The 23,003-nt window shown below is 72.6% G+C and carries 21 protein-coding genes; 2 read left to right on the forward strand and 19 right to left on the reverse strand.

All coding sequences use genetic code 11. The annotated features are described in order from the left end of the window. Window positions 1-41: 41 nt before the first annotated feature. The 8 genes from ACGFU6_RS19055 to ACGFU6_RS19090 form a co-directional block, all read right to left on the reverse strand. Window positions 42-1,298 (reverse strand): NAD(P)/FAD-dependent oxidoreductase, encoded by a 1,257-nt coding sequence (locus tag ACGFU6_RS19055; protein ID WP_393612165.1) that lies wholly within the window; start codon window positions 1,296-1,298, stop codon window positions 42-44. 82 nt (window positions 1,299-1,380) lie between these two features. Continuing rightward, window positions 1,381-1,659, reverse strand: a complete 279-nt coding sequence (locus ACGFU6_RS19060; RefSeq protein ID WP_393612166.1) for a hypothetical protein — start codon at window positions 1,657-1,659, stop codon at window positions 1,381-1,383. Continuing rightward, entirely contained in the window at window positions 1,649-2,179 is a 531-nt protein-coding gene (locus tag ACGFU6_RS19065; protein ID WP_393612168.1) for an NUDIX hydrolase, read from the reverse strand. Before ACGFU6_RS19065 ends, ACGFU6_RS19060 begins: the two co-directional genes overlap by 11 nt. A 12-nt stretch (window positions 2,180-2,191) precedes the next feature. Next, entirely contained in the window at window positions 2,192-3,088 is an 897-nt protein-coding gene (locus ACGFU6_RS19070) for an aminotransferase class IV (protein ID WP_393612170.1), read from the reverse strand. A gap of 58 nt (window positions 3,089-3,146) precedes the next feature. Then, window positions 3,147-5,699, reverse strand: coding sequence for a glycoside hydrolase family 3 N-terminal domain-containing protein (locus tag ACGFU6_RS19075; protein WP_393612171.1), 2,553 nt, complete (start codon window positions 5,697-5,699; stop codon window positions 3,147-3,149). 268 nt (window positions 5,700-5,967) lie between these two features. Then, on the reverse strand, window positions 5,968-6,807 hold the full coding sequence (locus ACGFU6_RS19080; RefSeq protein WP_393612283.1) for a carbohydrate ABC transporter permease: 840 nt from the start codon (window positions 6,805-6,807) through the stop codon (window positions 5,968-5,970). 37 nt (window positions 6,808-6,844) lie between these two features. Further along, the gene (locus tag ACGFU6_RS19085; protein ID WP_393612173.1) at window positions 6,845-7,843 is read right to left on the reverse strand and encodes a carbohydrate ABC transporter permease; all 999 of its coding nucleotides are present in this window, start codon (window positions 7,841-7,843) and stop codon (window positions 6,845-6,847) included. An 11-nt stretch (window positions 7,844-7,854) separates the two neighbouring features. Next, window positions 7,855-9,168, reverse strand: coding sequence for an ABC transporter substrate-binding protein (locus tag ACGFU6_RS19090; RefSeq protein WP_393612175.1), 1,314 nt, complete (start codon window positions 9,166-9,168; stop codon window positions 7,855-7,857). 186 nt (window positions 9,169-9,354) lie between these two features. Here ACGFU6_RS19090 and ACGFU6_RS19095 point away from each other — a divergent pair, with 186 nt between their 5' ends. Further along, on the forward strand, window positions 9,355-10,644 hold the full coding sequence (locus ACGFU6_RS19095) for an ROK family protein (RefSeq protein WP_393612177.1): 1,290 nt from the start codon (window positions 9,355-9,357) through the stop codon (window positions 10,642-10,644). A 57-nt stretch (window positions 10,645-10,701) separates the two neighbouring features. On the opposite strand, the gene ACGFU6_RS19100 is transcribed toward ACGFU6_RS19095, so the two are convergent. Further along, window positions 10,702-12,036: a hypothetical protein gene (locus tag ACGFU6_RS19100; protein WP_393612178.1), complete on the reverse strand. Its 1,335-nt coding sequence runs from the start codon at window positions 12,034-12,036 to the stop codon at window positions 10,702-10,704. A 298-nt stretch (window positions 12,037-12,334) separates the two neighbouring features. Between ACGFU6_RS19100 and ACGFU6_RS19105 the strand changes: the two genes are divergently transcribed. Then, window positions 12,335-13,642 carry a helix-turn-helix domain-containing protein gene (locus ACGFU6_RS19105; protein ID WP_393612179.1) on the forward strand — a complete coding sequence of 436 codons (1,308 nt, stop codon included), beginning with the start codon at window positions 12,335-12,337 and terminating at the stop codon, window positions 13,640-13,642. A gap of 17 nt (window positions 13,643-13,659) precedes the next feature. On the opposite strand, the gene ACGFU6_RS19110 is transcribed toward ACGFU6_RS19105, so the two are convergent. The 10 genes from ACGFU6_RS19110 to ACGFU6_RS19155 all read right to left on the reverse strand — a co-directional run bounded on the left by ACGFU6_RS19110 (window position 13,660) and on the right by ACGFU6_RS19155 (window position 23,002). Further along, window positions 13,660-15,159, reverse strand: coding sequence for an amino acid adenylation domain-containing protein (locus tag ACGFU6_RS19110; protein WP_393612180.1), 1,500 nt, complete (start codon window positions 15,157-15,159; stop codon window positions 13,660-13,662). Further along, on the reverse strand, window positions 15,156-16,250 hold the full coding sequence (locus ACGFU6_RS19115) for a beta-ketoacyl synthase N-terminal-like domain-containing protein (RefSeq protein WP_393612182.1): 1,095 nt from the start codon (window positions 16,248-16,250) through the stop codon (window positions 15,156-15,158). The genes ACGFU6_RS19110 and ACGFU6_RS19115 overlap by 4 nt, the downstream gene beginning before the upstream one ends. Further along, a complete protein-coding gene (locus ACGFU6_RS19120; protein WP_393612183.1) occupies window positions 16,250-17,446 on the reverse strand; it encodes a beta-ketoacyl-[acyl-carrier-protein] synthase family protein in 1,197 nt (398 codons plus the stop codon). The genes ACGFU6_RS19115 and ACGFU6_RS19120 overlap by 1 nt, the downstream gene beginning before the upstream one ends. 3 nt (window positions 17,447-17,449) lie before the next feature. Further along, a complete protein-coding gene (locus ACGFU6_RS19125; RefSeq protein WP_393612185.1) occupies window positions 17,450-17,713 on the reverse strand; it encodes an acyl carrier protein in 264 nt (87 codons plus the stop codon). A 68-nt stretch (window positions 17,714-17,781) separates the two neighbouring features. Continuing rightward, window positions 17,782-18,537: a 3-oxoacyl-ACP reductase FabG gene (gene fabG, locus ACGFU6_RS19130; protein WP_393612186.1), complete on the reverse strand. Its 756-nt coding sequence runs from the start codon at window positions 18,535-18,537 to the stop codon at window positions 17,782-17,784. Continuing rightward, window positions 18,534-19,040 (reverse strand): holo-ACP synthase, encoded by a 507-nt coding sequence (acpS, locus tag ACGFU6_RS19135; protein ID WP_393612187.1) that lies wholly within the window; start codon window positions 19,038-19,040, stop codon window positions 18,534-18,536. Before acpS ends, fabG begins: the two co-directional genes overlap by 4 nt. After that, on the reverse strand, window positions 19,037-20,440 hold the full coding sequence (locus ACGFU6_RS19140; protein WP_393612189.1) for an MATE family efflux transporter: 1,404 nt from the start codon (window positions 20,438-20,440) through the stop codon (window positions 19,037-19,039). The genes acpS and ACGFU6_RS19140 overlap by 4 nt, the downstream gene beginning before the upstream one ends. Then, the gene (locus tag ACGFU6_RS19145; RefSeq protein ID WP_393612190.1) at window positions 20,437-21,234 is read right to left on the reverse strand and encodes a hypothetical protein; all 798 of its coding nucleotides are present in this window, start codon (window positions 21,232-21,234) and stop codon (window positions 20,437-20,439) included. Before ACGFU6_RS19145 ends, ACGFU6_RS19140 begins: the two co-directional genes overlap by 4 nt. Next, a complete protein-coding gene (locus ACGFU6_RS19150; protein WP_393612191.1) occupies window positions 21,231-22,373 on the reverse strand; it encodes an acyl-CoA dehydrogenase family protein in 1,143 nt (380 codons plus the stop codon). The genes ACGFU6_RS19145 and ACGFU6_RS19150 overlap by 4 nt, the downstream gene beginning before the upstream one ends. After that, on the reverse strand, window positions 22,367-23,002 hold the full coding sequence (locus ACGFU6_RS19155; protein WP_393612193.1) for an acyl-CoA dehydrogenase family protein: 636 nt from the start codon (window positions 23,000-23,002) through the stop codon (window positions 22,367-22,369). Before ACGFU6_RS19155 ends, ACGFU6_RS19150 begins: the two co-directional genes overlap by 7 nt. Between the last annotated feature and the right edge of the window lies 1 nt (window position 23,003).

Genomic DNA, 23,003 nt, shown 5'->3' on the forward strand with positions numbered 1-23,003 from the left:
CGAGGAGGCCGACGCGTCGAGGACATCGGTCCGTCGACGGGTCAGGGGCGGTCGTAGAGGGAGCTGAGCTCGCGGATGCCGGGCAGGCCGTTCGCCAGATCGGGGTCCTTCAGCGCGTCCAGGTCCGATTCCCACGCCTCGCCGACGGACCGGACGAGCGTGGGGCCCCCGGCCGCCGCCATCGGCGGGGCGGACACGAGCCGGTCCCAGTCCATGCCGGTGAACCGCGCACCGAGCGCCCCGGACACCGCTCGCACCGCGCTCTCGGCGGCCAGGGGTGCGAGGGTCAGCTTCGACGGGCTGACCGTCACCCCGAGGCCCCCGAGGCACGGCTGGCTGACCTCGTGCGCCACGGTGCCGCTGACCGGGGCCAGCCCCGACTTGACGGCCTGGTACCCGGAGACGAGGCGTACGCCCGCCAGCACCGACGGGTCGACGACCCGGGTGAGCGTGGACAGCATCCGCCGTGCCCACCAACCGGCGAGCCTGCCCGGGGAGCCCTGGGCGCTGTCGAAGGAGTGGAAGTCCGACAGGAGCCAGGTGGTGCCGCTCTCGTGGCCCGTCCGGCCGGCCAGGAAGAGGCCGTGTTCCTCGTACTCCGGGAACACCGCGCTGACCACGGGGAGTTCGCCGCGCAGCACCAGCATGAAGGCCTTCCGGCACCGCACGACGGGCGGCAGGCCCGAACGCCCGAGTATCCCCGGGGTGCCCGCACCGGCGGCGAGGACCACCGCCCGGCTGAGAACCGTCTCGGTCCTGCCGTCCGGGGTGGTCAACTCCGCCCGTACACCGCCCTGTTCCTCGATGATCCGGTCGACCCTGCCGACGGCGAGCGCCGTGCCCGTGGCGGCGATCCGGGCCGCCAGGCCCCGCAGGACGGGGCCGAAGTCGTAGGTGGCCTCCTCGCTCCGGAAGCTGGAGACGAGTCCCCCGCCGAGCCAGCCGGGTCTCCGGACGGGCTCGACGGGGAGTCCCGAGGCCCGCCAGAACCCTTCGGCGCGACGTACCGCCGAGGTGTTGGAGAACGACAGGACCGATTCCCGGGTGACCGGTTCCAGCCCCTCGGTGAGGGCGGCCCAGTGTTCCCCGGCGCGCGCCAGGACGGCCGGGAGCCTGTCTTCGTTCGGGCCGAAGGCGTAGCCCCGGTGCAGATAGCCGTGCGACTGACCGGACTGGCCGCCTCCCAGCCGGTCCGATTCGACCAGCAGCACCTCGATGCCCCGCCGGGACAGGGTGAGTGCGGTGAGCGCCCCCGCCAGGCCGCCGCCGGCGACCACCACGTCATACCTGCTTGCCACTGTCATCCCTGTTGTCTCTGTTGTCGCTGCTCAGCCATGAGGCCGTCGCCGCTCAGCCATGAGGTGCGGGCCGGGCGGGGCCTTACGGACAGGCCCGGGGCCGGAGGTGGTCGACCGAGGCGACGAGCCCGGACGTCTCCGAGATCGCGACCAGCCACCTTTCGCCCGCGGCCGTTTCGAGGACCAGGGCGCTCCTGCCGTGCGGGGTCGCGGACCGCAGCGGCCCGAGCCCCGCCAGGAGGACACGGTCCGGCGCGTCCGTCGGCGGGCCGGGCGGACGGGCCGTGACGTCGCCGCTGGCCAGGCTGACCCGTACGTCGATGAAGAGCGGGACCGTGACGTCCGCCGGGTCAGCCGGCATCTGCCGCGGCTTCCAGGAGCGCCAGGGCGGCGAGGGTCGCCGAGTCCTGGATGCCGCCGGCGCGCGCCAGGGCGCGCAGTTCCCGCCACGTCAGCGTGCGCGTGGTCATGTCCGCCTCGAACGCGTCCCGGCCGGTGCCGCCGCCGCCGGCCGCATCCGCGGTGAAGGCGTGGCACGAGGTCGTGGCGAAGCCGCTGCTCTCGGCGAAGGTGGCCAGGTGCCGCAGCCCCGTCACCCGCAGGCCGGTCTCCTCCAGGACCTCGCGCACCGCCGCGTCCTCGGCGGACTCCCCCTCCTCGATGCCGCCCTGCGGGAACTCGACGCTGCGCGCCCCGTCGAAGGTCGGCCTCGGCAGGTCGACGACGACGAACCCGTCGCCGTGCCGGACGGCCACCAGCACCGAGTCCCGCTTCGTGACCATGTAGTACGCGTGCCGCGCTCCCCCGGTGTCCTCGTACCGCTTGCGCAGGACGGAGAACCAGGGGTTGCGGTGAACCGTTTCGCTGCCGATCTCGCGCATGACCGCCGCCGCTCAGGCCAGCGGGGTCAGGTAGACCTTGGACAGCGGGTGCTCGCCGCCGCACAGCCTCCCGTACGCGTCCGCCAGTTCCCGGGCGCACGCGGTGGCGCGGGGGTCGGGCGGGGCGACGCCGTCCGTGGTACCGACCGGACGGACTCCGAGCAGGGTGCCGGCGAGCAGCACCTGCGCTTCGTACAACTCATCGCGCAGCACGCCGCGTTCGGTCACCGTGAACCCGAGTTCCCGGGCGAGGTCGAGGACGATCCGCTTGGTGATGGAGTCCAGGACTCCGGTGTCGGCCGACGGTACGAGGACCTGCCCGTCCCGCACCAGCAGGATGGCCGCCCCGTCGGCCTCGGCCACGTGTCCCCGGTCGTTGAGGATGAGGATGTGCTCGGCGTCCCGCTCGATCCGCTCCCGCTCGAACACGCGGAAGTCGAGGTAGGACCCCCCGGACTTGGCCTGCGGGCCGATCGGCCCGCCGAAGCGGCGGCGGCCGCTGACGACCGCCCGGACCACCGGCGGGGTGGTGGGGGCGTACTCGAATCCGCCGATGTACATGCCGCCCGCGCTCCCGGGCGAGAGGATCGACCGGCCCTGGGCGGCGTAGAAGGCGGGGCGCAGGTACACATCCGTGCCGGGGTGCAGGGCCGCGACCTCGGCCAGTGCGGCGCGGACGACGTCGCGCGACTCGGGGACGGGGATGTCCGCGATGCGCGCGGAGCCGTAGAGGCGGTCCAGGTGCTGTTCCCCGGCCAGCACCAGGTGCCGGTCCTGTGCGGCGTCCCAGAAGGCGGTCACGCCCTCGAAGACGTTGGCGCCGCGCAGCGCCAGTTCGTCCCAGACGTGGACCCGTGCCTCCTCCCAGGGCACACAGGACCCGTTGAACCACATCACTCTCTTACCCACGGCTTCCCCGATCTCGTGAACGTTGTGGAACGGCCCCTGGCGGGGCGGCACTTCAGTCTTACGACAGGCCCTGGGCGGGCTCGGCCGTGAGCCGTATGCCGCTGAGCTCCAGGCGGGCCGGGACCTCGGTGTAGACCAGGAAGGGGACGTCGACGAACGAGAACCCCACTCCCGCCGAGGCCAGTTCGGACAGCGGGACCTCGAAGGACGCCCACTCGCCCGGAGGCAGCGCGCGCAGCCGGCCGGAGATGTCGATCACCGGCTGCTGGGGGTAGTCGTTGTGGCAGGTCAGGTAGAAGGGACCGGCCGGCGGTTCGACGACCCGCACGCCGAAGCGGAGCCGTCCGCCACTCGCGAGGAGTTCCCGCAGGTCGTACGGCTTGCCGTCGTGCGCCTGCGCGTAGAAGAACGTCCGGGTCCCCTTGAAGGCGAGGGCCACGCCGTCGGGGTGCTCCGGGTCGCCGGCCGGCTCCACCGAGATGAACGGCGTCTCCAGCCGGTTGCCCTCCGGCACCTGCTGCGGTCCGTTGTCGGTGGCGCTGACGTGGAAGGTGTACGAGGTGTCCCCGCCGGATCCGATCACCAGCGCGGGGGCACTGAACACCGCTGCCTGCGGCAGGAATTCCTCCTCGTCGACCGGCAGCGGTGAGCGGTACGCCGGGTCTGCGGCGCTGTCCGGACCGCTGAGGTGAAGCCCGTATCCGTACGGGAAGAGCGGGGCGTGCGGGCCGGTCGGCTCCTGCTCCCCCGGGGGCACGCGGTACTCGGGGATGTGGCGCGGAATCCGGTTGGCCGCCGTCGAGCGGCGGCTGCGGGGCCAGCTGAAACCCAGCCTGCCCCGGAAGTCGTGCGCCTGTTCGCCGGCGGCGTCGCGGAAGAGCACGTCGGTGAGGGCGCGCGCGTCGGGTCCGGGCAGCCAGGCCGCGACGAAGGCGTCCGAGAGGTTGATCTCCTCGGTCGCGTACAGCGGGCGGCCGCTGAACAGGAGGGTGACGACCTTCGCGCCCGAGCTCCTCAGCCTGCGCAGGGTGTGGAGGTCGCGGGCGTAGGACGGCTTCAGGTCGGCGTAGCCGATCGAGCGCCACGGTCTGACGGACCCGAACATCTCCGCGTAGGGGTCCTCGCCCATCGCCATCACGACGACGTCGTGGGCGGCGGGGTCCGCGTGTTCCAGGAAGGGATCCACCGTGCAGCGGTCCGTGCCCACGATCTCGGCGACGGCTCCGGCCGTGGTGATGCCGCCGGGGAAGTCGTCCAGGGAGACGTCGTCGCCCTGCCAGGTGACGGTGTAGCCGCCGGTCTGCTTGCCGATGGAGTCCGCCGCGCTGCCGGTGACCAGCACCTTCGCGGTGCGGGCCAGCGGCAGGACGGAGCCCTCGTGCTTCAGCAGCACCAGCGACTTGCGTGCCGCCTCACGGGCCAGCGCGCGGTGCGCGGGGGCGCCGAGCACATCGGCGCGGCCCGCCAGGAGACGGTCCTGGGGGCGCGGCTTCTCCCACAGTCCGGCCCTCGCCTTGACCCGCAGGATGCGCAGCACCGCGTCGTCGATCCGGGACATCGCGATGGCGCCCGACTCCACCTGTCCGACGGCGTTGCGGTACACCTCCTGCCACTTCGCGCGGGTCGAGACCATGAGGATGTCCACGCCCGCCCTGATGACGTTGCCGGCGTCGCCCTCGGTGCAGCCCTCGACATAGGGGTGGGCGTCCCAGTCGCCGATGACCACCCCGTCGAAGGACAGGGCGTCCTTCAGCACGTCGCTGATCAGGTAGGCGCTGCCGTGGGCCCTGCCCTCGACGCGGTCCCCGTCCTCCCAGCCGCTGTAGGACACCATCACGGACTGGGCGCCCGCCTCGATGCTTGAGAAGAACCCCATCGCGTGGATGTTCCGCAGCAGGTCCTCGCCGCACCGGGCGATCCCCCGGTCCTCGCCCTCGTAGGTGCCGCCGTCGCCCACCCAGTGCTTGGCGCAGGACAGGACCCGGGAGTCGGACCGCAGCCCTTCGGCGTCGCCCTGGAGGCCCTCGACCATGGCGCGGGCGTAGGCGTGCACGATCTCGGGGTCCTCGGAGTACCCCTCGTAGCACCGGCCCCAGCGCAGGTCCCTGGGGGTGGCCACGGTCGGGGCGAACGTCCAGTCCATGCCGGTGGCCGCGACCTCGCGGGCGGTCGCGGCGCCGATCCGGCGGATGAGTTCCGGGTCGCGGGCCGCTCCCAGACCGATGTTGTGCGGGAAGACCGTGGCCCCGTGCACGTTGTTGTGGCCGTGCACGGCGTCGCTCGCCCACATGAACGGGATGTGGAACGGCCGGTCGCGGTAGGCGTCCCGGGCCGCCTCCCAGAAGACTCCGACGGTCCGGGCCCACTGCCCGGCGTCGGCCCTGCGGTCCCCGTCCGGCCACCGGCCGGCGCCGTTGAGCGCCGAGCCGATCCGGTAGGCGCGCACGTCGTCGGCGGTCAGCTCGACCAGGTCGGGCTGGATCATCTGCCCGATCTTCTCCTCGACCGTCATCAGGGCGAGGATCCCCCGGACGGTCTCCTCGACCGCGGGGTCGACGGCGATGTCGGACCGCAGCGACGGCCACTGCGCGTAGTACTCCAACCGGTTCACACACTGCTCCTGATGTTCGGGCGGGGGCGGACGCACGGAGTCCGGGCCTCGGGCCTTCGGGAGTGAGGTCCACGGAAGGCCGGGGCGGCGCGCCGGCGGGGCAGCGGGGTGCCTCACGCCGGCTGCCGACCACTCCGGGAGAGCGCTCTCCAGCGCGGAGCCCAACCTAGGCAGGAGCATGACGCCCTGTCAATGCCCTTACCCATCAAGGGGTTTGGGCTTCAACAGCAGCGGAGGGCGCGGCGGTCAGGCATCCGACCGCCGCGCGTCACTTGACCGCACCGGCCGTCAGTCCGGCGACCAGGTAGCGCTGGAGCAGCAGGAATCCGGCGACCACGGGGATGCTCACGACGAGTGAGGCGGCCATGATCTGGTTCCAGTACACGTCGTTCTGCGTGGAGTAGCCCTGCAGGCCGACGGCGAGGGTGCGGGTGTTCTCCGTGGTCATCACGGAAGCGAAAAGCACCTCGCCCCAGGCCGTCATGAACGCGTAGACGGCCACCGCGACGATGCCCGGCGTCGCGGCCGGCACCACCACCCGGAACAGGGCCTTGAGCGGCCCGCAGCCGTCCACCATGGCGGCCTCGTCCAGCTCCCTGGGCACCGACTCGAAGTACCCGATGAGCATCCAGATCGAGAACGGCAGCGAGAACGTGAGGTAGGTGAGGATCAGCCCGCCGCGCGAGCCGAACAGCTCGATGCCGGTGGCGTCGCCGATGTTCACGTAGATGAGGAACAGCGGCAGCAGGAAGAGGATGCCGGGGAACATCTGCGTGGACAGCACCGTGACGGTGAAGACCCGCTTGCCCCGGAAGGTGTAGCGGCTGACGGCGTAGGCGGCGAACACCGCGATGATCACCGACAGCACGGTCGCGGAACCGGCCACGATAAGGGAGTTGACGAAGTACCGGCCGAGCGGAACGGTCTTCCAGATGTCGAAGTACGGCCGGATCGTCAGCCCGGTGGGCAGCCACTGGAACTTGCCCGACACGTCCTCCAGCGGCTTGAGGGAGCTGGAGACCATGACGTAGACGGGCAGCAGGACGAAGCCCGCGAGCAGGGTCAGGAAGACCCGCCGGGCCCAGACGAAGGAGCGCGGGGAGGCCATCGGCGAGCGCGGGGCACGGGCCCCCGGGACGGTGTGGCTAGCCACGTGAGGCCTTCCTCCCACGAGAGGTGAGCAGCAGGTAGACCGCCGTCACCACCAGCAGGAACAGCAGCAGCAGGACCGACATCGCCGCTCCGGTGCCGAAGTTCCAGGTAGCGAACGACGATTGGTAGATGTGTACGGAGATGAGGTCGGCCGACTCCGGTGCCGCCTTGCCGAAGAGCACGAACGGCGTGTTGAAGTCGTTGAACGTCCACAGGAACAGCACGAGGACCAGCACCTGGTTGACCGGCCGCAGCGACGGCAGGGTGATGCGGCGGATCTGCTGCCACATACCGGCACCGTCCAGCGCGGCCGCCTCGTAGAGCTCCTTGGGGATGTTCTGCAGACCCGCCATCACGATCAGGAAGGCGAAGGGCCAGCCCTTCCAGACCGAGACGATCAGCAGGGTGTAGAAGGCGTTGTCACCGATCAGCCAGAAGGGCAGCCCGTCGGTCAGGCCGAGCTGGTCGTGCAGCACGTGGTTCACCAGGCCGTTGTCCCGCTGGAACATGAACGCCCAGGTGATGACCGCCGCGTAGACGGGCAGGGCGTACGGCACGAGGAACAGCGTCCGCAGGAAGCCCCGTCCGGCGAAGGCCTCCTGCATGAAGATGCTCGCCGCGACACCCAGCAGCCAGCACAGGGCGACCGCGAGCACGGTGAAGAGGCAGGTGACCCAGAAGGAGTGCAGCAGCGCCTTGCCGACGGGTGCGTCGAAGTCGACGGCGATACGGAAGTTCTCCACGCCGCGCCAGGGAGCAGCGGACCAGTCCCGCAGGTAGAACTGCGTGAGCTCCTTGAACGCCATGATGAAGCCGAAGGCGATCGGCACCAGATGGACGAGGAGTTCCAGCACGACCGCGGGAAGCAGGAGCAGGTAGGGAAGGCTGAGGCGGCGCAGGCGCCCGGGGCGGCGCTGCTTGCGCGGCGCCTCCCCGGGAGTGTCCTTGCGCACCGCCGGGTCCCCCTGCACGGGGTTCACGATGGTGGTCATGGACGAATCACTCACTGACTGGCCATCTGCTGCTCAGCCTTGGTGAGCTCGGCCTTGACGTCCGCCGTACTGATCGACGCACCGCCGGCGGCCTTGGCGAACAGGGACTTGACCGCGGTGCCGACGGCCGTCTCGAACTGCGACTCGTTGGGCACCTGCGGCAGGGCCGAGGCGCTGGTGGCGAGCGTGTTCTTCAGGACCTCGAGCTCGGGCCGGTTGAACGCGGCGTCGCCCTGGGCAGCCTTCACCGGCGGGATCGAGCCGTACGTCTTACAGAGGAGCTTCTGCTCCTCGTCGCTCGTCATGAACTTGACGAACTTCGTGGCGCCGTCGAGGTTCTTGCTGTTCTTGAAGACGGCGATGTTGATGCCGGCCACCATCGAGTTGATCTGCTCGCCCTGGCCCGGCTTCCCGGACTGGACCGGCACCGGTGCGACGCCCCAGTCGGAGTCCTTCATGCCCTGGGACTTGAACGTGGTGGCCGCGGCCTGCCACAGCACCATGGCCGTCTTGCTCTTGGAGAAGTCGCTGAGCGACTGGTTCTGCGAGTACTCGGCGTTGCCGGGCGCGACGATCTTGTCCTTGGCCATCATGTCGACGTACTGCTTGACCGAGGCGACGACCTTGTCGTCGGTGAAGTTCGGCTTGCCCTCGGAGTCGAAGAAGTCCGCGCCGTGCTGCTTGGCCAGGACGAACACCTGGTGGATGTTGTTGGAGAGGTTCGAGCCCTCGGCCCCGAGGCCCCACTTGCCGTCCTTCGACAGCTTCTTGCCGGTCTCGGCGACCTCGGCCCAGGTGGCCGGCGGCTTCTCGATGCCGGCCTCCTTGAACATCGCCTTGTTGTAGTAGAGGGCGTACGCCATGGAGTAGAGCGGCAGCGCGGCCGGGTCCTTGTCCTGCGCACCGGTCGAGCCGAGCGCCGACTCCACGAAGCGGTCGCGGCCGCCGACCTTCGCGAAGTTCGCGTCGTCCCAGGGCAGCAGCGCGCCGGTCGCCTGGAGCGAGGAGGACCAGGTGTTGCCGATGTTCAGCACATCGGGGCCCTTGCCGGAGGTCGTCGCCGTGAGGATGCGCGTGAGCAGGTCCGACCAGGGAACCACTTCCAGCTTGACCTTGATGCCGGTCTGCTTCTCGAACTTCTTCAGCTCGGGAGTGAGGATCTTCTTGTCGGCCTCGAGGCTCGGTCCCTGGTTGGAGGCCCAGTAGGTGAGCGTCTTCGGCGAGCTGGACCCGCCGCCCGCGGACTCTCCGCCACCACACGCGGTCGCGGCGGCAAGCAGGGAGATGACTGCCGCACTGCTGGCGACTACTCGGATACTTCGCATGGCTCCAGGTGTCCCTTCCTGAGGAGCGTCCAAGCCGGACGTGCCGAGTCCGCGACCGGAACCCGGCGAGCGGCCACGCAACCCCCATGGCTTAATTTATGGCGTGAGTTAAGCCTCATGAGAAGGTCGCGTCAAGAGCCGGAGGCGGGGTAGCGTGCCTGCCGAGCAAGCGGGGAAGGAGCCCAGATGGCCCAGCGGACCAGACGTACGGTGCGTGACCTGCGCCGGAGCAGCCGTGCGGCCGTATTGCAACATTTGTATTTCGATGGGCCGATGAGCCGCCCGGAGCTGGGCACCGCCACCGGTCTCAGCTCGGGTTCCGTCAGCAACGTGGTCACCGAACTCGTCGCCGATCAACTGGTGGAGGAGGCCGGCAGCGTGGAGTCGGACGGCGGGCGCCCGCGCGCCCTGCTGCGGGTCAACCCAGGTCACGGCCATCTGATCGGCATCGACGTCGGGGAGACCCGGGTGCGCGTCGCGGTCCTCGACTTCACCCTGGCCGAACTCGCCCGCACCGAACGGCCGCTGGCGGCGAACGTATACGAAGTGGACCAGATCGTGGACCACATCCGCAGTGGCATCGACGAGGTGCTGGCGGCGGCCGGGCTCGGGGCGGACGGCCTCATCGGCGTCGGGATCGGCGTCCCCGGCGTCGTGGAACACGACCCGGTGCGGGGCGCGATCGTGCACGGCCAGACCATCGGCTGGGACGCGGTCCCCCTGGAGACGCTGCTGCGCGAGGCCGGCAGCCTGCCGGACTCCGTGCCCTACGTCATCGACAACGGGGCCAAGACGCTCGGCCGGGCCGAGATGTGGTTCGGGGCCGGCCGGGGCGCGCACAGCGCCGTGGCGATCCTCTTCGGCTCCGGCGTCAGCGCGTGCCTCTTCGCGGAGGACGCCCCCCAGGGGCAGGCCCTCGAATGGGGCCACCTGACCGTGCGGGTGGGCGGCCGGCAGTGCCGTTGCGGCTCTTCGGGATGCCTGGAGGCGTACGCGGGCGCGGAGGCCCTCGTGCAGCGCTGGCAGGAGGCCGGCGGGCACCCTCCGGAAGGCGTCGACCAGGAGACCCGCCTCACCGCGCTGCTCGCCGCGGCCGCTCCGGACGACGGCACCGGACCCGACCCCGTGGCCCGCGCGCTGGTGCGGGAGACCGCCGAGTACCTGGGCGCCGGGGTGGCGGGTCTCATCAACCTCCTCCAGCCCGACCGCGTCCTGATCGGCGGCTGGGCGGGGCTGCAGTTCGGGGCCCGCCACCTCGACGCGGTCCGGGCCCACGCCGTGGCCTACTCCCTGTCCCACCCGGCCTCGAAGGTCACCGTGGAGCTGGGCAGGCTGGGCCCCGACGCGGTCACCGTGGGCGCCGCGTCCCTGCCGCTGTCGGACTTCCTGAGCCGGGGCGGGCGCGGCAGCGCACCGGTGCGCGAGGCGGTCCTCCCGGCCTGGCGCACCGCTCTGGAGGACCGGATCAAGAACTGACCGGGTCCGCCGGGCGGGCCGGGGCCTGGGGCGCGGGCCCGGCGGGCCGCCCGGGGCTCAGGGAGCCACCCGCAGACCGGACAAGGAGCGTGTGAAGTGGTCGCAGAGTCCCCGGGCGAACGCCAGGGCCGCCGCCTCGTCCATCCGGTGTGCCGCCGCCTTGACCATGAACAGCACGTCCCGGCTCCCGATCACGGCGTGCACGGCGAGCTCGTGCCCGAGGACCCGGGGGACCAGCAGCGGCTCCAGCGGGGTGAACACCGGGGTGTCGTCCGCCCCGGGACCCGGCCGGACTCCCTTGGCGTACGCGACGTTGGTCGACACGCTCTGCCCGGAGCGGTACGGGCCGGGGAAGTTGGCCGACCCGCGCACCGCGTCCCAGTCGTACATCCCGCTCCGGTAGGCGCCGAGCAGTTCCCCGTGGAACCGGCGGTGCCACTCGGGGCGCCCGGAGCCCTCCGTCCCGCGTGCCGCCCAGACCTCCGTCGCCAGGCAGGCCAGCGCCTCGCGCAGCACGGGCCGGAAGCGGTTCGAGCAGATCGTCTTGAGCGTGACCTCCCGCAGCCCGAACAGCTCGCCCACGCACCCGCAGACCAGCGAGTTGATGAGCGAGGGCGCACTGACCCCGAGCTCCGCCGCCGCCCGTGGCAGCGCCCGCGCGAACTCCCCGCCCAGGGCGAACGAGACGCGGTTCTCCGCGTCGAGACCGCCGGCGGCACCACGCACAGGCCGCTCGGCGGGAGCGCCGGCGGGCGCCCCGGGCCAGGTCAGTCCGCGCACGGTGCCGTGGAAGCCCAGCCATCTGCGGGTGGACCGGACACCGCGGGCATCCACCTCGAAGGCCCGCACCTGGCGCGGCTGGGCCGCCCTCTCACCGGGCCCGTCGCCGCGGCTCGCGTCCAGGATGTCCGGATCGGCGGCCGCCGACAGGATCATCCGGCCGAGCAGCCCCGTCGCCACGCCGTCGAAGAACGAGTGGTGCACCGCGAAGTACACGACGGCGCCCGCGGGACCGTCGGCGACGAGGAAGAACGACGACCTCGTGAACGCGTCGAGCGGCTGCGGGCACTGTGCCAGGAGGTCCTGCGGCCGCGCGGAGTCGCTGTAGCGGAAACTGTGGGCGAAGAAGTCGTCCAGCTCCATGATTTCCTGCCGGAATACACCGTCGGGGTCCTTCACGACCCGGCTGCGGACCGCCTCGCTCCGCCGGCACACATGGGCGAGAAGATTACGCGCCTGCCGTTCGCTCAGGCGGCACGGCAGGTGCACGCTTTCCTGGATCGAGACCCAGCTGTTCCCGGGGTACTCGATTTCGTCGAACAGGAAGTTCAGTTGCGCCGAAGCCAGCGGATGCCGGCCCGGGAACGCGTCATCGGTATCGCTCGAACTCATGTGACCTCCTGGATCTCAAGACCCTTGACACAACCTCCGGCATGCGCCAGATTCACACCTAGAGAGCGCTCTCCCACCGCGCCCGTACCGCCTTCGGCCTTCTGTCGAGGTTCTGCGGCGGCGCGGTCAGGGGAGCAGAGCAATGGGGGCTGCACAACCTATGCAGGACGGAATACCGCACAGAGAATCGCCCGGTGAATACCAGTTGAACGGTGATCTGCTAACCGTTCCCGAAGCGGCCTGGCTCCGCGATGCCTTATCCGCCTCATGGCCTGCTGAATCGCAGGTGGAATCGCCGGTGGATTCGCCGGTTGATTCGCCGTACGAGCCGCCGTACGAGTCGCTGGTCGAGGCACCGGGCGATTCGCCGGCGAATTTTCCCCCGGCCGGCCTGGCCCCGTCCATGGACGGGAATATCACCTGGCAGGACGGCACCGCCTTCGCCGCATTCATCATCCGCCGGCGCGGACACCTCGGCTGGACGCAGGAGGAACTCGCGGAACGGTCGGGCGTGAGCGTCCGCACGATACGCAACATAGAGACCGGCCGGGTCGGCAGTCCCAGACGCTCCTCGCTGGCCATGCTCCTCGCCGTGCTGGACAGAAAGGACATCCGTCCCACCGGCCCCGGCCCCGGCTCCAGCTCCGCGCAGGCGGTGCGGGAGCACGACGTGGAAGCGCTCGTGCACGCGCTGCGCACGCGCCGCCTGGTGGTCGTCACGGGGCCGGGCGGCGTGGGCAAGAGCAGGATCGCCCTGGAGGCGGCCTGCCGGGCCGCACCTCCGCCGGACCACCGCGCCGTGGTGGACCTGGGGCACCTGCCCCCGGAGGACTCCCCCGCCGCCCGGCCCTTCCGGGAGGTCGTGGACGAGGTGGGGCGCCGGCTGCCCGGTCCGGCGTACGGGACACGCCCCGAGCTGCTGGTCCTGGACAACGCGGAGCACCTGCCGGTCACGGTGACGCGTCTGAGCGCACGGCTGCTGAACGAGTGCCCCCGCCTGAGTGTCGTCGTCACCACACGGCGCCGGCTCGCCGTCGGCGGCGCGTGGACCTGGGAGGTGCAGCCGCTCCCGGCCGACGGGCCGGGAAACGCCGCGGAGTTCTTCGTGGACCGGGTGCGGGAGGTCTGTCCCGGTCTGTCGCTGGATCCCGGCGGGCCGGACGTACGGGCGCTGTGCCGCATGCTCGACGGCATACCCCGCTATCTGGAGTTCGCCGCCGAGCGGCTGCGGTCGCTGCCCCTGGCAGCGCTGGTGGCCGACGAGGCGGCGGCGGCCGGGCTGACCGGCACCGACCTCTCGCTGCTGCCGCACCAGCGGGGCGTCCTTCCCAGTGTGCGCTGGAGTCTGGACCTGCTGAGTCCGGCACAGCGCGCGCTGCTGCACGACATGGTGAGGCTGCCGTCCCGGTTCACCCTCCATGACGTCCGGCACGCCACGGCGCACGGGACGGTCGCCCCGCAGGCTCAGCTCCTGGACACGCTGGGCCGGCTGGTGGACTGTTCGCTCGTCCAGGTGGTGCGCGAGGGGGACCACTACCAGTACGGGCTGATGTCCACGGTGCGCTCGGCCCTCGCCCCGGAGAGGCGCCCGGTGCCGGCCCGCTGAACCCCGCAGGTCCGAGGTCATCCGGCCACCGGCTGTTCGCCGGTGGCCGCCCGGGTCAGCGCCGGGCGGTCGATCTTCCCGTTGGCGTTCAGCGGGAAGGCGGCCAGCCGCTCGATGCGCAGCGGGATCAGATCCCTCGGGAGAATCCTCCCCAACTCCCCGCGCAGCGAAGCTGGGTCCACGCCCGCGCCCGTGACGTACGCCCGCAGCGCTCCGTCCGCCACGAGCGTGACCGCCTCGTCCACACCGGTGCACCGCCGCAGCGCGTGGTCGATCTCGCGGAGCTCCGTACGGACCCCGTTGATGTTCACCTGGTGGTCCAGGCGGCCCAGATAGGCCAGTTGCCCGTCGGGGAGCGTACGGACCAGGTCGCCGGTCCGGTACCACCGCTCTCCCCCGTGGTGCAGGAACCGCCCCTCGTCGTCCGCCGGGTTCAGATAGCCGGCGACCATCTGCGCGCCGCTCACGCACAGTTCACCCGTGCCGGCCGCCTCGCCGCCCTCCCGGTGCAGATGCAGCCGCAGCCCCGGGTGCGCACGGCCGATGGGCACCACGTCGTTCACGCAGAGCGCGGGCGAGGTGGCGGGGTCCCAGCGGTGCAGGGTGCAGGAGATGGTCAGTTCGGTGGGCCCGTAGAGGTTGTACACGGCCGAGCGGCCGGCCGCCGACTGCCAGGACGCCGCGTCCTCACGCAGCAGCGCCTCCCCGCAGAAGAGGCTGTAGCGCAGGGTGGGCATCGCGCCGGCGGTCAGGGCGCGCGCCCGGCGCAGCAGGGGCACCACGCTGGGGGCGGAGAACCAGACGCTGATCCGGTGCCTGTCGAGGAACGCCGGCAGCCGGGTGTACGCGCCCGGCGGTACGACGACGAGGGATGCCCCGCAGCCCCACGCCACGAACATGTCGAACACCGCGAGGTCGAAGGTCAGGTTGAAGGTCTGCGAGAAGACGTCGTCCGCGCCGAAGTCGAAGTGGTCGTGCACGGAGCGCAGATAGTGCGAGACGTTGCCGTGCGACACCGGGACGCCCTTGGGCACGCCCGTCGATCCGGACGTGAACATGATGTACGCGGGATCCTCGGACCGTACGGGCACCGGCCGCTCCAGCGGTTCGCCGAGCTGGCGGCCGACGACCGTCACCCCGTCGAGGGCGTCGCCGAGCGCCGGCAGGCAGTCCTCTCCCGCTTCGTCCACCAGCAGGACGCTCACGCCGGCCGCCTCGATCATGGCGCGGGTGCGTTCGGCGGGGTAGCCGGGGTTCAGGGGCACCACGGCGGCGCCCGCGTAGAGGCCGGCGAGGAATCCCGCGTAGGCGCGCTCCCCCCGGTGGGCGAGCACCCCGACCCGGCGGGCACCCGGGCTGCGGGCGAGGAGCGTGCCGGCCAGGGTCCGTGCGGCTAGGTCGAGTTCACGGTAGGTGTGGCCCCGTCCCGCGGCCTTCAGAGCCGTGCCGTCGGGCGAGAGGGCCAGGCCCCGGCGGAACCATTCGAGCAGGCCGGCGTCGTGCGCGGGGGTGTTCATCGGGCCGCTCCGGGGATCGGGGCGGGGCGCGTCCGCCGGGCGGCGTCGTCGTGCCCCGCCGGTACCGCGCCGTGCGGCGTGAAGGCCATCGCCGCCAGGGCGCCGTCGGGGTCGGCGGCCACCACCAGCACGGGTCCGCCCCGGCCCTGCGGATGGCCGGGCCGCCCGCGCGCCACGAGCGGGCTGAGCTGGAGGACGCTGTGGGCGCTGTAGCAGTCCCCCAGGGTGTCCTCGTGGTGGACGGGCTCCGTGCCGGTCAGCGCGGTGAGCGCCTCGTGCTGGGCGCGGTCCACCGCCGGGTCGCCGGTGGCCCTGACGAGTACCGTCCGCACCTCGTGCCCGTCCAGGCCCGCCCGGTTCAGGGCGGCCCGTGCGACGGCGGCCACCGCTTCGGGCTGCCGGGGGTCGGCCGCCCGTACGACGACGCCGCCCATGGTCCCCAGGACCGTGCGGCCCTGCGTCTTCGCGACCTCCGGCCGCTCCATGACGAACATCGCGGCGCCCTCTCCGTGCGGACCGGTCCGCCGCGCGACGCGCGCCCACCAGGCGGAGGGGACGCTCAGCTCCTCCGCCGCGCCCACCAGCACGGTGTCCGTGTGCCCGCGCCGCAGGGTCATCTCCGCGTGCCGGAACGCCTGGAGGCCGGCCAGCGGGCCGCCGGCGACGGTGGAGTTGGCGCCCCGCAGCCCGGTGCGGATGGCGAGGGCGCCGGCCATGGTGTTGAGCACCGACTGGGGGAAGTGCGCCGCCTTCACCAGATAGGGCCGCTCCCGGTCGAAGGAGTCGGTGCCGTAGGTGACGATGCCCGCGATGCTGCCCACGGTCGTCCCGACGGCGATCCCGGTGCGGTCGCGGTTGGTGTCGGTGACGGTGAGGCCCGCGTCGGCCATGGCCGTCTCGCAGGCGTGCATCGCCATCAGGGTGCCCCGGTCGTTGTAGCGCGCCGCCTTGCGGCCGAGGACCGCCTGCGGGTCGAAGCCGGCCACTTGGTGCAGGTCGGCGTCGGGCAGCGGACCGGCGTCCAGTCCGGCCGGCGGGGCGGCCGGGCCGGGGCGCATCGCGCCCACCCCGGTGATCACCATGCCGTTCATCAGAGCCTCCCCAGCATCGTGATGGCGTTGTTGCCGCCGAAGGCGAAGCCGTTGTTCTGGGCGATCCGCACGTCCTTGTCGACCCCGGTGCCCGGCACCGGGTCGATGCCGCCGATCTCCGGATCGGTGGTGCGGTGGTGCGCGGTGGGCGGCAGGAAGCCCTCGTGGATGCTCAGCGCGCAGGCGACGGCGCCGAATCCGCTGGCCGCCCCCATCGCGTGGCCGAGCATCGACTTGATCGAGCTCATCGGCGGCGGGCTCTGCCCGAACACCGCGCGTACCGCCTGGCTCTCGACCAGGTCGTTGGTCCTGGTCCCCGTACCGTGCGCGCAGATGTAGTCGACCTCGGCCGCGTCGACCCCCGCCCGTTCGTGCGCGGTACGGATACAGCGGGCGATGCTGTCCGCGTCCGGTGCGACCGGGTGGGCCGCGTCGCAGGTCATGCCGTAGCCGAGCAGCTCCGCGTAGACACGGGCGCCGCGGGCGCGCGCGGAGTCCAGGGTCTCCAGGACGAGCGCGACGCCGCCCTCCGCGGGCAGCATCCCGTCCCGGTGCAGGTCGAAGGGGCGGCACTCCTGCGCGGCGAGGGCGCCGAGCCGGTGGAAACCGGCGTGGGTGAAGCGGGTGACCGAGTCCGCGCCGCCGGCCACGACCACCTCGGCCTCACCCGCCGTCAGCAGGTCGTAGGCGTACCCCAGTGCGTAGTTGCCGGCCGAGCAGGCCGTGCCCAGGGTGAGGACCTCCCCGGTCGCGCCGAGCTCCTGCGCGGCGGCCAGGGCCAGCTTCGAGGCGGGCAGCTGCGCGGCCGCAGCGGCGTCGGGCGGCCCGTAGCCGTCGGTGTGCCACCCCTCGATCATGTCGACCATGACGCGCAGCTCGCCGGAGGTGGTGCCCATGACGACGGCCGTCTCGTCGCCCCGGACCCGGATCCCGGCGTCCTGGACCGCGAGTCGCGCGGCCGAGGCGGCGAAGAGGGCGGAGCGCCCCCACGCGCCGGTGTCCAGCCGGCTCAGCAGGTCGGCGGGGCAGAAGTCGCCGACCTCACCGCCGTTGGTGTGCTGGAAGCCGGTGGTGTCGAAGCTGCGGATGGGCCCGGTGCCGGAGACGCCCTCCCGCAGCGCCTTGCCGAACGTGGCTATCCCGGTACCGATGTTGGACACCGGCCCCATGCCGGTGATGACGACGCGTGGTGTCATCGTTCACCAGCCCGCGTTCCGGGCGACGACCTCGTACGTCGCCTTGAGGCTGACCATGTCCACGATCTCCGTCTCGGGGATGGTGACGCCGTACCGCTTCTCCAGGTGGGTCAGCAGCTCGATCGCCAGCAGCGAGTCCGCTTCCAGGTCGTCGACGAAGGACGTGGCGGCCTCCACGTCGGCCGGTTCGGCCGAGAACAGGTCGGCGACGATGTCGCGGATCTCGGCCGTGCGCCGCGCGGTGAGGTCGGTGGTCGTTTCGGGCATGGTGTGCTCCTTGGTTCGATGAGGTTGCGGTGGGCGACGCACTGCGTCCGGGGCGGCGGCCGGTCGGTTCAGACGGTCAGACCGCCGTCGACCCTCAGCACCGCTCCGGTGATGTAGGAGGCTCGGTCCGACACCAGGAAGGAGACGGAGTCGGCCACTTGGGCGGGCGTGCCGAATCCGCCGAGCGCGACGGCCGCGACCGCCTGCTCCCTGACCCGTGGGGGCAGGTCCGCGACCATGTCGGAGTCGATGTAGCCGGGAGCCACGACGTTGGCCCGCACCCCGTAGCGGCCGGCCTCCTTGGCGAGGCTGCCGCACAGACCGTGCAGTCCGGCCTTGGACGCCGCGTAGTTGGCCTGCCCCGCGGTGCCGCCGATGCCCGCCACGGAGGAGATCAGGACCAGCGAGCCCGCCCTGCGGCGGAACATGCCCATCAGCACGGACCGGCTCAGGTGGAACGCCCCGTCCAGGTTGGTGCGTACGACGTCGGACCAGTCCTCGTCGGACATCAGGGCGGCCGCCCGGTCGCGGTGGATGCCGGCGCAGGAGACCGCGGCGTGCACCGGTCCCAGCCGCTCCTGGGCCAGTGCGGTGAACTCCCTTACGGCGTCGGGGTCGGCCACGTCCACCGCGCGGTGCATCACCCTGCGGCCCGCCGCCTCGACGAGGGAGGCCGTCTCGGCCGCCGCTTCGTGGTCCCCCCGGTAGCAGAAGGCGATGTCGAAGCCGTCCTGCGCCAGCCGTTCGGCGATCGCGCGTCCGATCCCCCGCGAGCCGCCGGTGACCAGCGCGGTCCGCGGGTCGCCGGTGAGCTGCTCAGTCATGTGTTCTCCGCAGGTCGTTGGGTGGGGACGAACGCCCCGTGGGCCACGGCGACGCACACCGCCAGGCCGTCCTGATGGCTCAGTGACAGCACGACGCCGGTGACGCCCTGCCGGTCGGCGAGGTGTTTCGCCCGCCCGTGCAGCCGGGCCCCCGGTGCGCCCAGGCCGTCGCGCGTGATCTCGATGTCCCGCCAGCCGAGGCCCTGCCCCAGCCCGTGGCCCAGGGCCTTGGCGGTGGCCTCCTTGGCGCAGAACCGGCCGGCCAGGTGCTCGGTCCGGCGTGCCTCGCCGAGGCTGTCGGCGTAGACGAGTTCGGCGGGGCGGAAGACCATGCGCCGGCCGCCGGGGTGGCGGGCGATCCGCTCGAACCGGGCGATCGACAGCAGGTCGAGGCCCACCCGCACCGGGACGGGCCCGGTGCCGGTGCCGGTACGGGTGACGGTGCCGGTACGGGTGCCCAGCAGGGCGGCCCAGGCCGCGGCGAGGCGCTCCGGGATGCTCATGACTCCCCTCCCCGCACCGCGTCCGGGGCCGCCGGGCGGCTCTCGCGCCGCGGGGGCACGGTGGCCTCGGCCGGTGCGTCCTCGGCGCGGTAGACCAGCCGCCAGGCCATGGGCCAGGAGACCAGGGCGCCGATCACCGCGCCGATCGCGAGGACGGCGTAGAGGCCGTCGGTGGAGCCCTCGCCGTGGGCGGCCCACGCGCCGATGCCGAGCACACAGCCGAAGTGCAGGGTGTTCATGCAGATGGCGACGAGGCCGCGCCCGGTCTGCTCCATGACGCCCAGGGCGACGAGGGCGAGGCCGGTGCAGCCGAAAGTGGGGCCGACCAGGGTCATGAACCGTACGGCTTCCGCCGCGGTGGCCCCGTCCAGTGGCAGCGCGTCGACCGCACCGGGGCCCGCGACCGTGAGGACGACGGTCAGGATTCCGTAGCAGACACCGATCAGGGCGGCGCCCCGGCGCATCACCGCCCTGGCCTGCGCGGGATGTCCGGCCGCCCGGCACTGGTTGACCAGGATCGCCACGGACGAGGCGTAGCTCATGGCGGGGACGATGAACACGGCCTGCACGGTGTAGGCGAGGGAGAAGCCCGCCACCGCGGCCTCGCCGAAGGGCGCGACCACCCGCAGGAGGACGAACTCCACGACGAACAGCAGCGCGACCGAGGCGGCGACCGGCATCCCGATGGCCATGACCGGGCGCAGGGTGCCCGGCTCCCGGCGTGCGATGTCGCGGAGCGGGAAGGGCCCGCGCCGTCGGAGCAGGACCAGTGCCAGCGCGGTCTCCACCGAGCCGCCGAGCGCGAGCGACCAGGGCAGGGCGTGGACGGACTCGTACGGCCCCCGGGTGAGGACGGTCAGGCAGGTGAGCGTCACGGCGGCGGAGGCCGTGGTCATCAGCAGGCTCCGGCCGGTCGCGCCCACTCCGCGCAGCACCGCGGCGCAGAGTTCGCCGGCCATGCCCAGGGGGCTGACCAGCGTCATCAGCGTGAGGAAGCCGGTGAACGCCGGGCGCTGGGCCTCGGGCACCGCCATCAGGGCGGCCAGCGGTCCGGCGCCGAGCACCACGGCGGCGCCCAGGACCAGGTAGGCCAGGAGCCCGAGACGGGCGACGGAGCCGAGCAGCGCGGGGATCGCCCCGGGCTGTCCGGCACCGGTCCGGCGAGCCGTGAGTACCTGGAGCGTGATGCCCACGCCCGTGTTCACGGCGAGGAAGAGGAACGCGACGGGCACGTACACGGCGCGCAGATAGAGCGCGGAGCCGCCGAGCGAGCCCAGCACCGTCACCACCAGGAACTGGGTGGCCTGGGTGATCAGGCTGCCCGCCACCAGCGGTGCGGCGAACCGTGCGATCGCCCGGGTGCCGGGCGCCCCGGACAGCGCCTCCTGCCCCGCGCTCACCGCTCGGCCCCGGTCGGCAGGGGTGCGACCGGCTCGGCGCCGGTCCGGACGGGCCCCGTCCGCAGGGGTCCGGCCCCGGGGGCCGGCTCCAGCAGGGTCCAGGGGCCGTCGGCCGGCTCCGCCGCGTCGCACATCAGCAGGGGCCCGTGCGACGCCGCGTCCCGGGCCGAGAGCAGCCCGAGCGCGTACGCCCACCCGCTCGCGGGCCCGCCCGTGTCGATCCGGCGGGCCGAGGCGGCGGACGGCGCCGCGCCCCGGCCGGGCGTGAGCCGCCACGGCCCGGGGCCGTTGACCAGCCGGACGGCGACGACGACACCGCTTGGCAGCGCCGGGGCGAAGCCGTACTCGGAGTGGTCGGCGATCAGCACGGTGGCACGGGCGCCGGGCGCGAGGACCCTGGCGAGCAGGGCGAACACGGCGGCGCAGCCACCGGGTCCGGTGGCGTGGCTGACGCCGAACTCCTCGGTGAACTCCCACTCCGTCTCCTGCGAGACACGGGGCAGCGGCACGGTGTGGTGCTCCTGGTCGTACCCGGACTGGAGCAGGACGAGTGTCTCGCCGCCGCCGGGCGGCGGCCCGAGCCGCCGGAGTGCGGCGAGCGCGAGGTCCGCCGTGCTGGTCAGCGGGGCGGCCGCCATGTGGACCCCTTCCGCCGGGACGCCCAGGCGCCGCACATGACGGGCCATGCCGGCGAGCGGCCCCCCGGCCGCCGTGGCGATGTCCTGGAAGCGCGGCGGCCCCAGCGGGTCGGCGGCGAGGGCGGTCGCCTCCAGGCAGAGGCGGGTGCCGGTCATGCCGTGCTCCGGGCTCTGAGGTGGCTCTTGGCGATGTGTTCGCGCTGGATGTTGGTGGTGCCCTCCATGAACTCCAGTCCGCACACGTCACGCCGCCACTTCTCCAGCAGCGGGTGCTCCACCAGGGCGGCGGCACCGAGCGAACGGACGGCCCACGCGCTCACCGCGACGGCCTGCCGGGTCGCGCCGAGCTTGGCCATCGAGGGCAGCCGGGCGGAGTCCGGTGCCCGGTCCACGGCGGCGCCCGCCGCGTACACCAGCTGCCTGCACGCCTCCAGCCGGTCGAGGACCTCCTCGGCGCCGGGGGCGCCGGGCCGGTGGGCGACGACCAGTTCGTGCAGGGCGAGGCCGGTGCCCACGGCCATCGCGGCCACCTGGGCCCGCATGTGGTGGAAGGTGCGGACAGCTCCCCACAGCCCCCTGCGCGCGGGGGACTTGTGCGAGCCGAGCAGCATGTGCGGCTCCACGGGCAGCCCGTCGAGCGAGATCTCGCTCAGCCTGGCGCCCCGCAGTCCGACCATGTCCAGGCTCTCCCCCCGGTATCCGGGGGCCGGCGGCTCGACGAGCGCGGCCCTGATGGACAGCGGGCCCCGTCCGGTCCGGGCGAAGACGACCCCGACACCGCCCCGTGAGCCGTTGCCCACGTACCGCTTCGTGCCGTGCAGCCGGTACAGGTCGTCACCGTCACGCACCAGCCGGGTTTCCAGGGCGCTCGCGTCGTTGCCCCGGTCCGGCTCGGTCATGGCGAAGAAGGACCAGGTCCTGCCGTCGGACAGCCTTTCGTGGAAACGGCGTTGCTGCTCCTCGTCGCCCAGCTCGTCCAGCAGGATGCCCGCCAGCGCGGGGCCGGGGCAGGAGAGCAGCATGCCCGCGTCCCCCCGGGCGAGCTCCACGGTGGAGACGACCCGTTCCAGGCAGCTGCGCTGGTCGTAGACGTGGCCGCCGAGCCGGAGCGGGCCGCGTCCGAAGCGGTCCGGGGTGGTCGCCCGGCGGATCAGGCCGAAGGCCTCCAGCTCCAGGTAGGGCTTCATCCGCGACGGGTCCGCGTCCACGGCCAGGGCGTGGGTGCGCAGTTCCGCGGCGATCTCCGCGGTGGCGCCCCGCAGCGCGTGCAGCCGGTCGTCCAGGGTGATCAGCACGACGCCTCCTGCCGGGCGGCGGGGACGGGGCGGGCGTCGGGGTCCTGCGGCTGTGCCACGCACACGTTGGCCACGAGGGCGCAGACATGGACGCTGCGGGCCGGGTGGCCGGTGATGTAGCCCTCGGCGCCGAAGAACATCGCGACGCGCCAGCCCAGTCCGTCCAGCCGGGTGTGCCAGGCCGCGCTCACGCTCACGGGTACCGAGTCGTCCGCGCGCTCCAGAGCCGCCGTCAGCTCCTCGGTCTCGGTGAGCAGGTCGGCGATCTCTCCGGTCACCAGCTGCCGTTCGATGATCGGCGTCCGGGCGAACTCGCGCCGGCTGAGGCGTTCGACGGCCAGTTCCAGCAGGCGGGTCAGCACGCCCAGGCGTACGGCGGCCAGGGCCGCGGCGCGCGTCCCGGTCAGGCCGGGGCCGGCCGGGCCCTCGACCCGCAGCACCTCGATGCCCTCGCTGCCGACGAGGGGCAGCGGCACCGGCTCGGCGCCTGGGGGGCCGGACCACCGGGGGACGGCGACCAGCCCGCGCGGCGCCGCCTCGTTGAGGGGGAGGGAGTCGAGTACGGCCGCGAGGCCCGCGGCCAGCCCTTCCCGGTGGCCCAGCTCACGGCACGCTGACACGTCGGGCACG

This window comes from Streptomyces sp. NPDC048462 (assembly GCF_043200175.1).
Lineage (GTDB): Bacteria > Actinomycetota > Actinomycetes > Streptomycetales > Streptomycetaceae > Streptomyces.

Coding starts and splice junctions, on each gene's coding strand:
- ACGFU6_RS19120 (WP_393612183.1), bottom strand. CDS start 17,446: ATGACACCACGCGTCGTCATCACCGGCATGGGGCCGGTGTCCAACATC.
- ACGFU6_RS19085 (WP_393612173.1), bottom strand. CDS start 7,843: ATGACCACCATCGTGAACCCCGTGCAGGGGGACCCGGCGGTGCGCAAG.
- ACGFU6_RS19100 (WP_393612178.1), bottom strand. CDS start 12,036: ATGAGTTCGAGCGATACCGATGACGCGTTCCCGGGCCGGCATCCGCTG.
- ACGFU6_RS19060 (WP_393612166.1), bottom strand. CDS start 1,659: ATGCCGGCTGACCCGGCGGACGTCACGGTCCCGCTCTTCATCGACGTA.
- ACGFU6_RS19115 (WP_393612182.1), bottom strand. CDS start 16,250: ATGAACGGCATGGTGATCACCGGGGTGGGCGCGATGCGCCCCGGCCCG.
- ACGFU6_RS19145 (WP_393612190.1), bottom strand. CDS start 21,234: ATGACCGGCACCCGCCTCTGCCTGGAGGCGACCGCCCTCGCCGCCGAC.
- ACGFU6_RS19080 (WP_393612283.1), bottom strand. CDS start 6,807: ATGGCCTCCCCGCGCTCCTTCGTCTGGGCCCGGCGGGTCTTCCTGACC.
- ACGFU6_RS19090 (WP_393612175.1), bottom strand. CDS start 9,168: ATGCGAAGTATCCGAGTAGTCGCCAGCAGTGCGGCAGTCATCTCCCTG.
- ACGFU6_RS19065 (WP_393612168.1), bottom strand. CDS start 2,179: ATGCGCGAGATCGGCAGCGAAACGGTTCACCGCAACCCCTGGTTCTCC.
- ACGFU6_RS19095 (WP_393612177.1), top strand. CDS start 9,355: ATGGCCCAGCGGACCAGACGTACGGTGCGTGACCTGCGCCGGAGCAGC.
- acpS (WP_393612187.1), bottom strand. CDS start 19,040: ATGAGCATCCCGGAGCGCCTCGCCGCGGCCTGGGCCGCCCTGCTGGGC.
- ACGFU6_RS19125 (WP_393612185.1), bottom strand. CDS start 17,713: ATGCCCGAAACGACCACCGACCTCACCGCGCGGCGCACGGCCGAGATC.
- ACGFU6_RS19110 (WP_393612180.1), bottom strand. CDS start 15,159: ATGAACACCCCCGCGCACGACGCCGGCCTGCTCGAATGGTTCCGCCGG.
- fabG (WP_393612186.1), bottom strand. CDS start 18,537: ATGACTGAGCAGCTCACCGGCGACCCGCGGACCGCGCTGGTCACCGGC.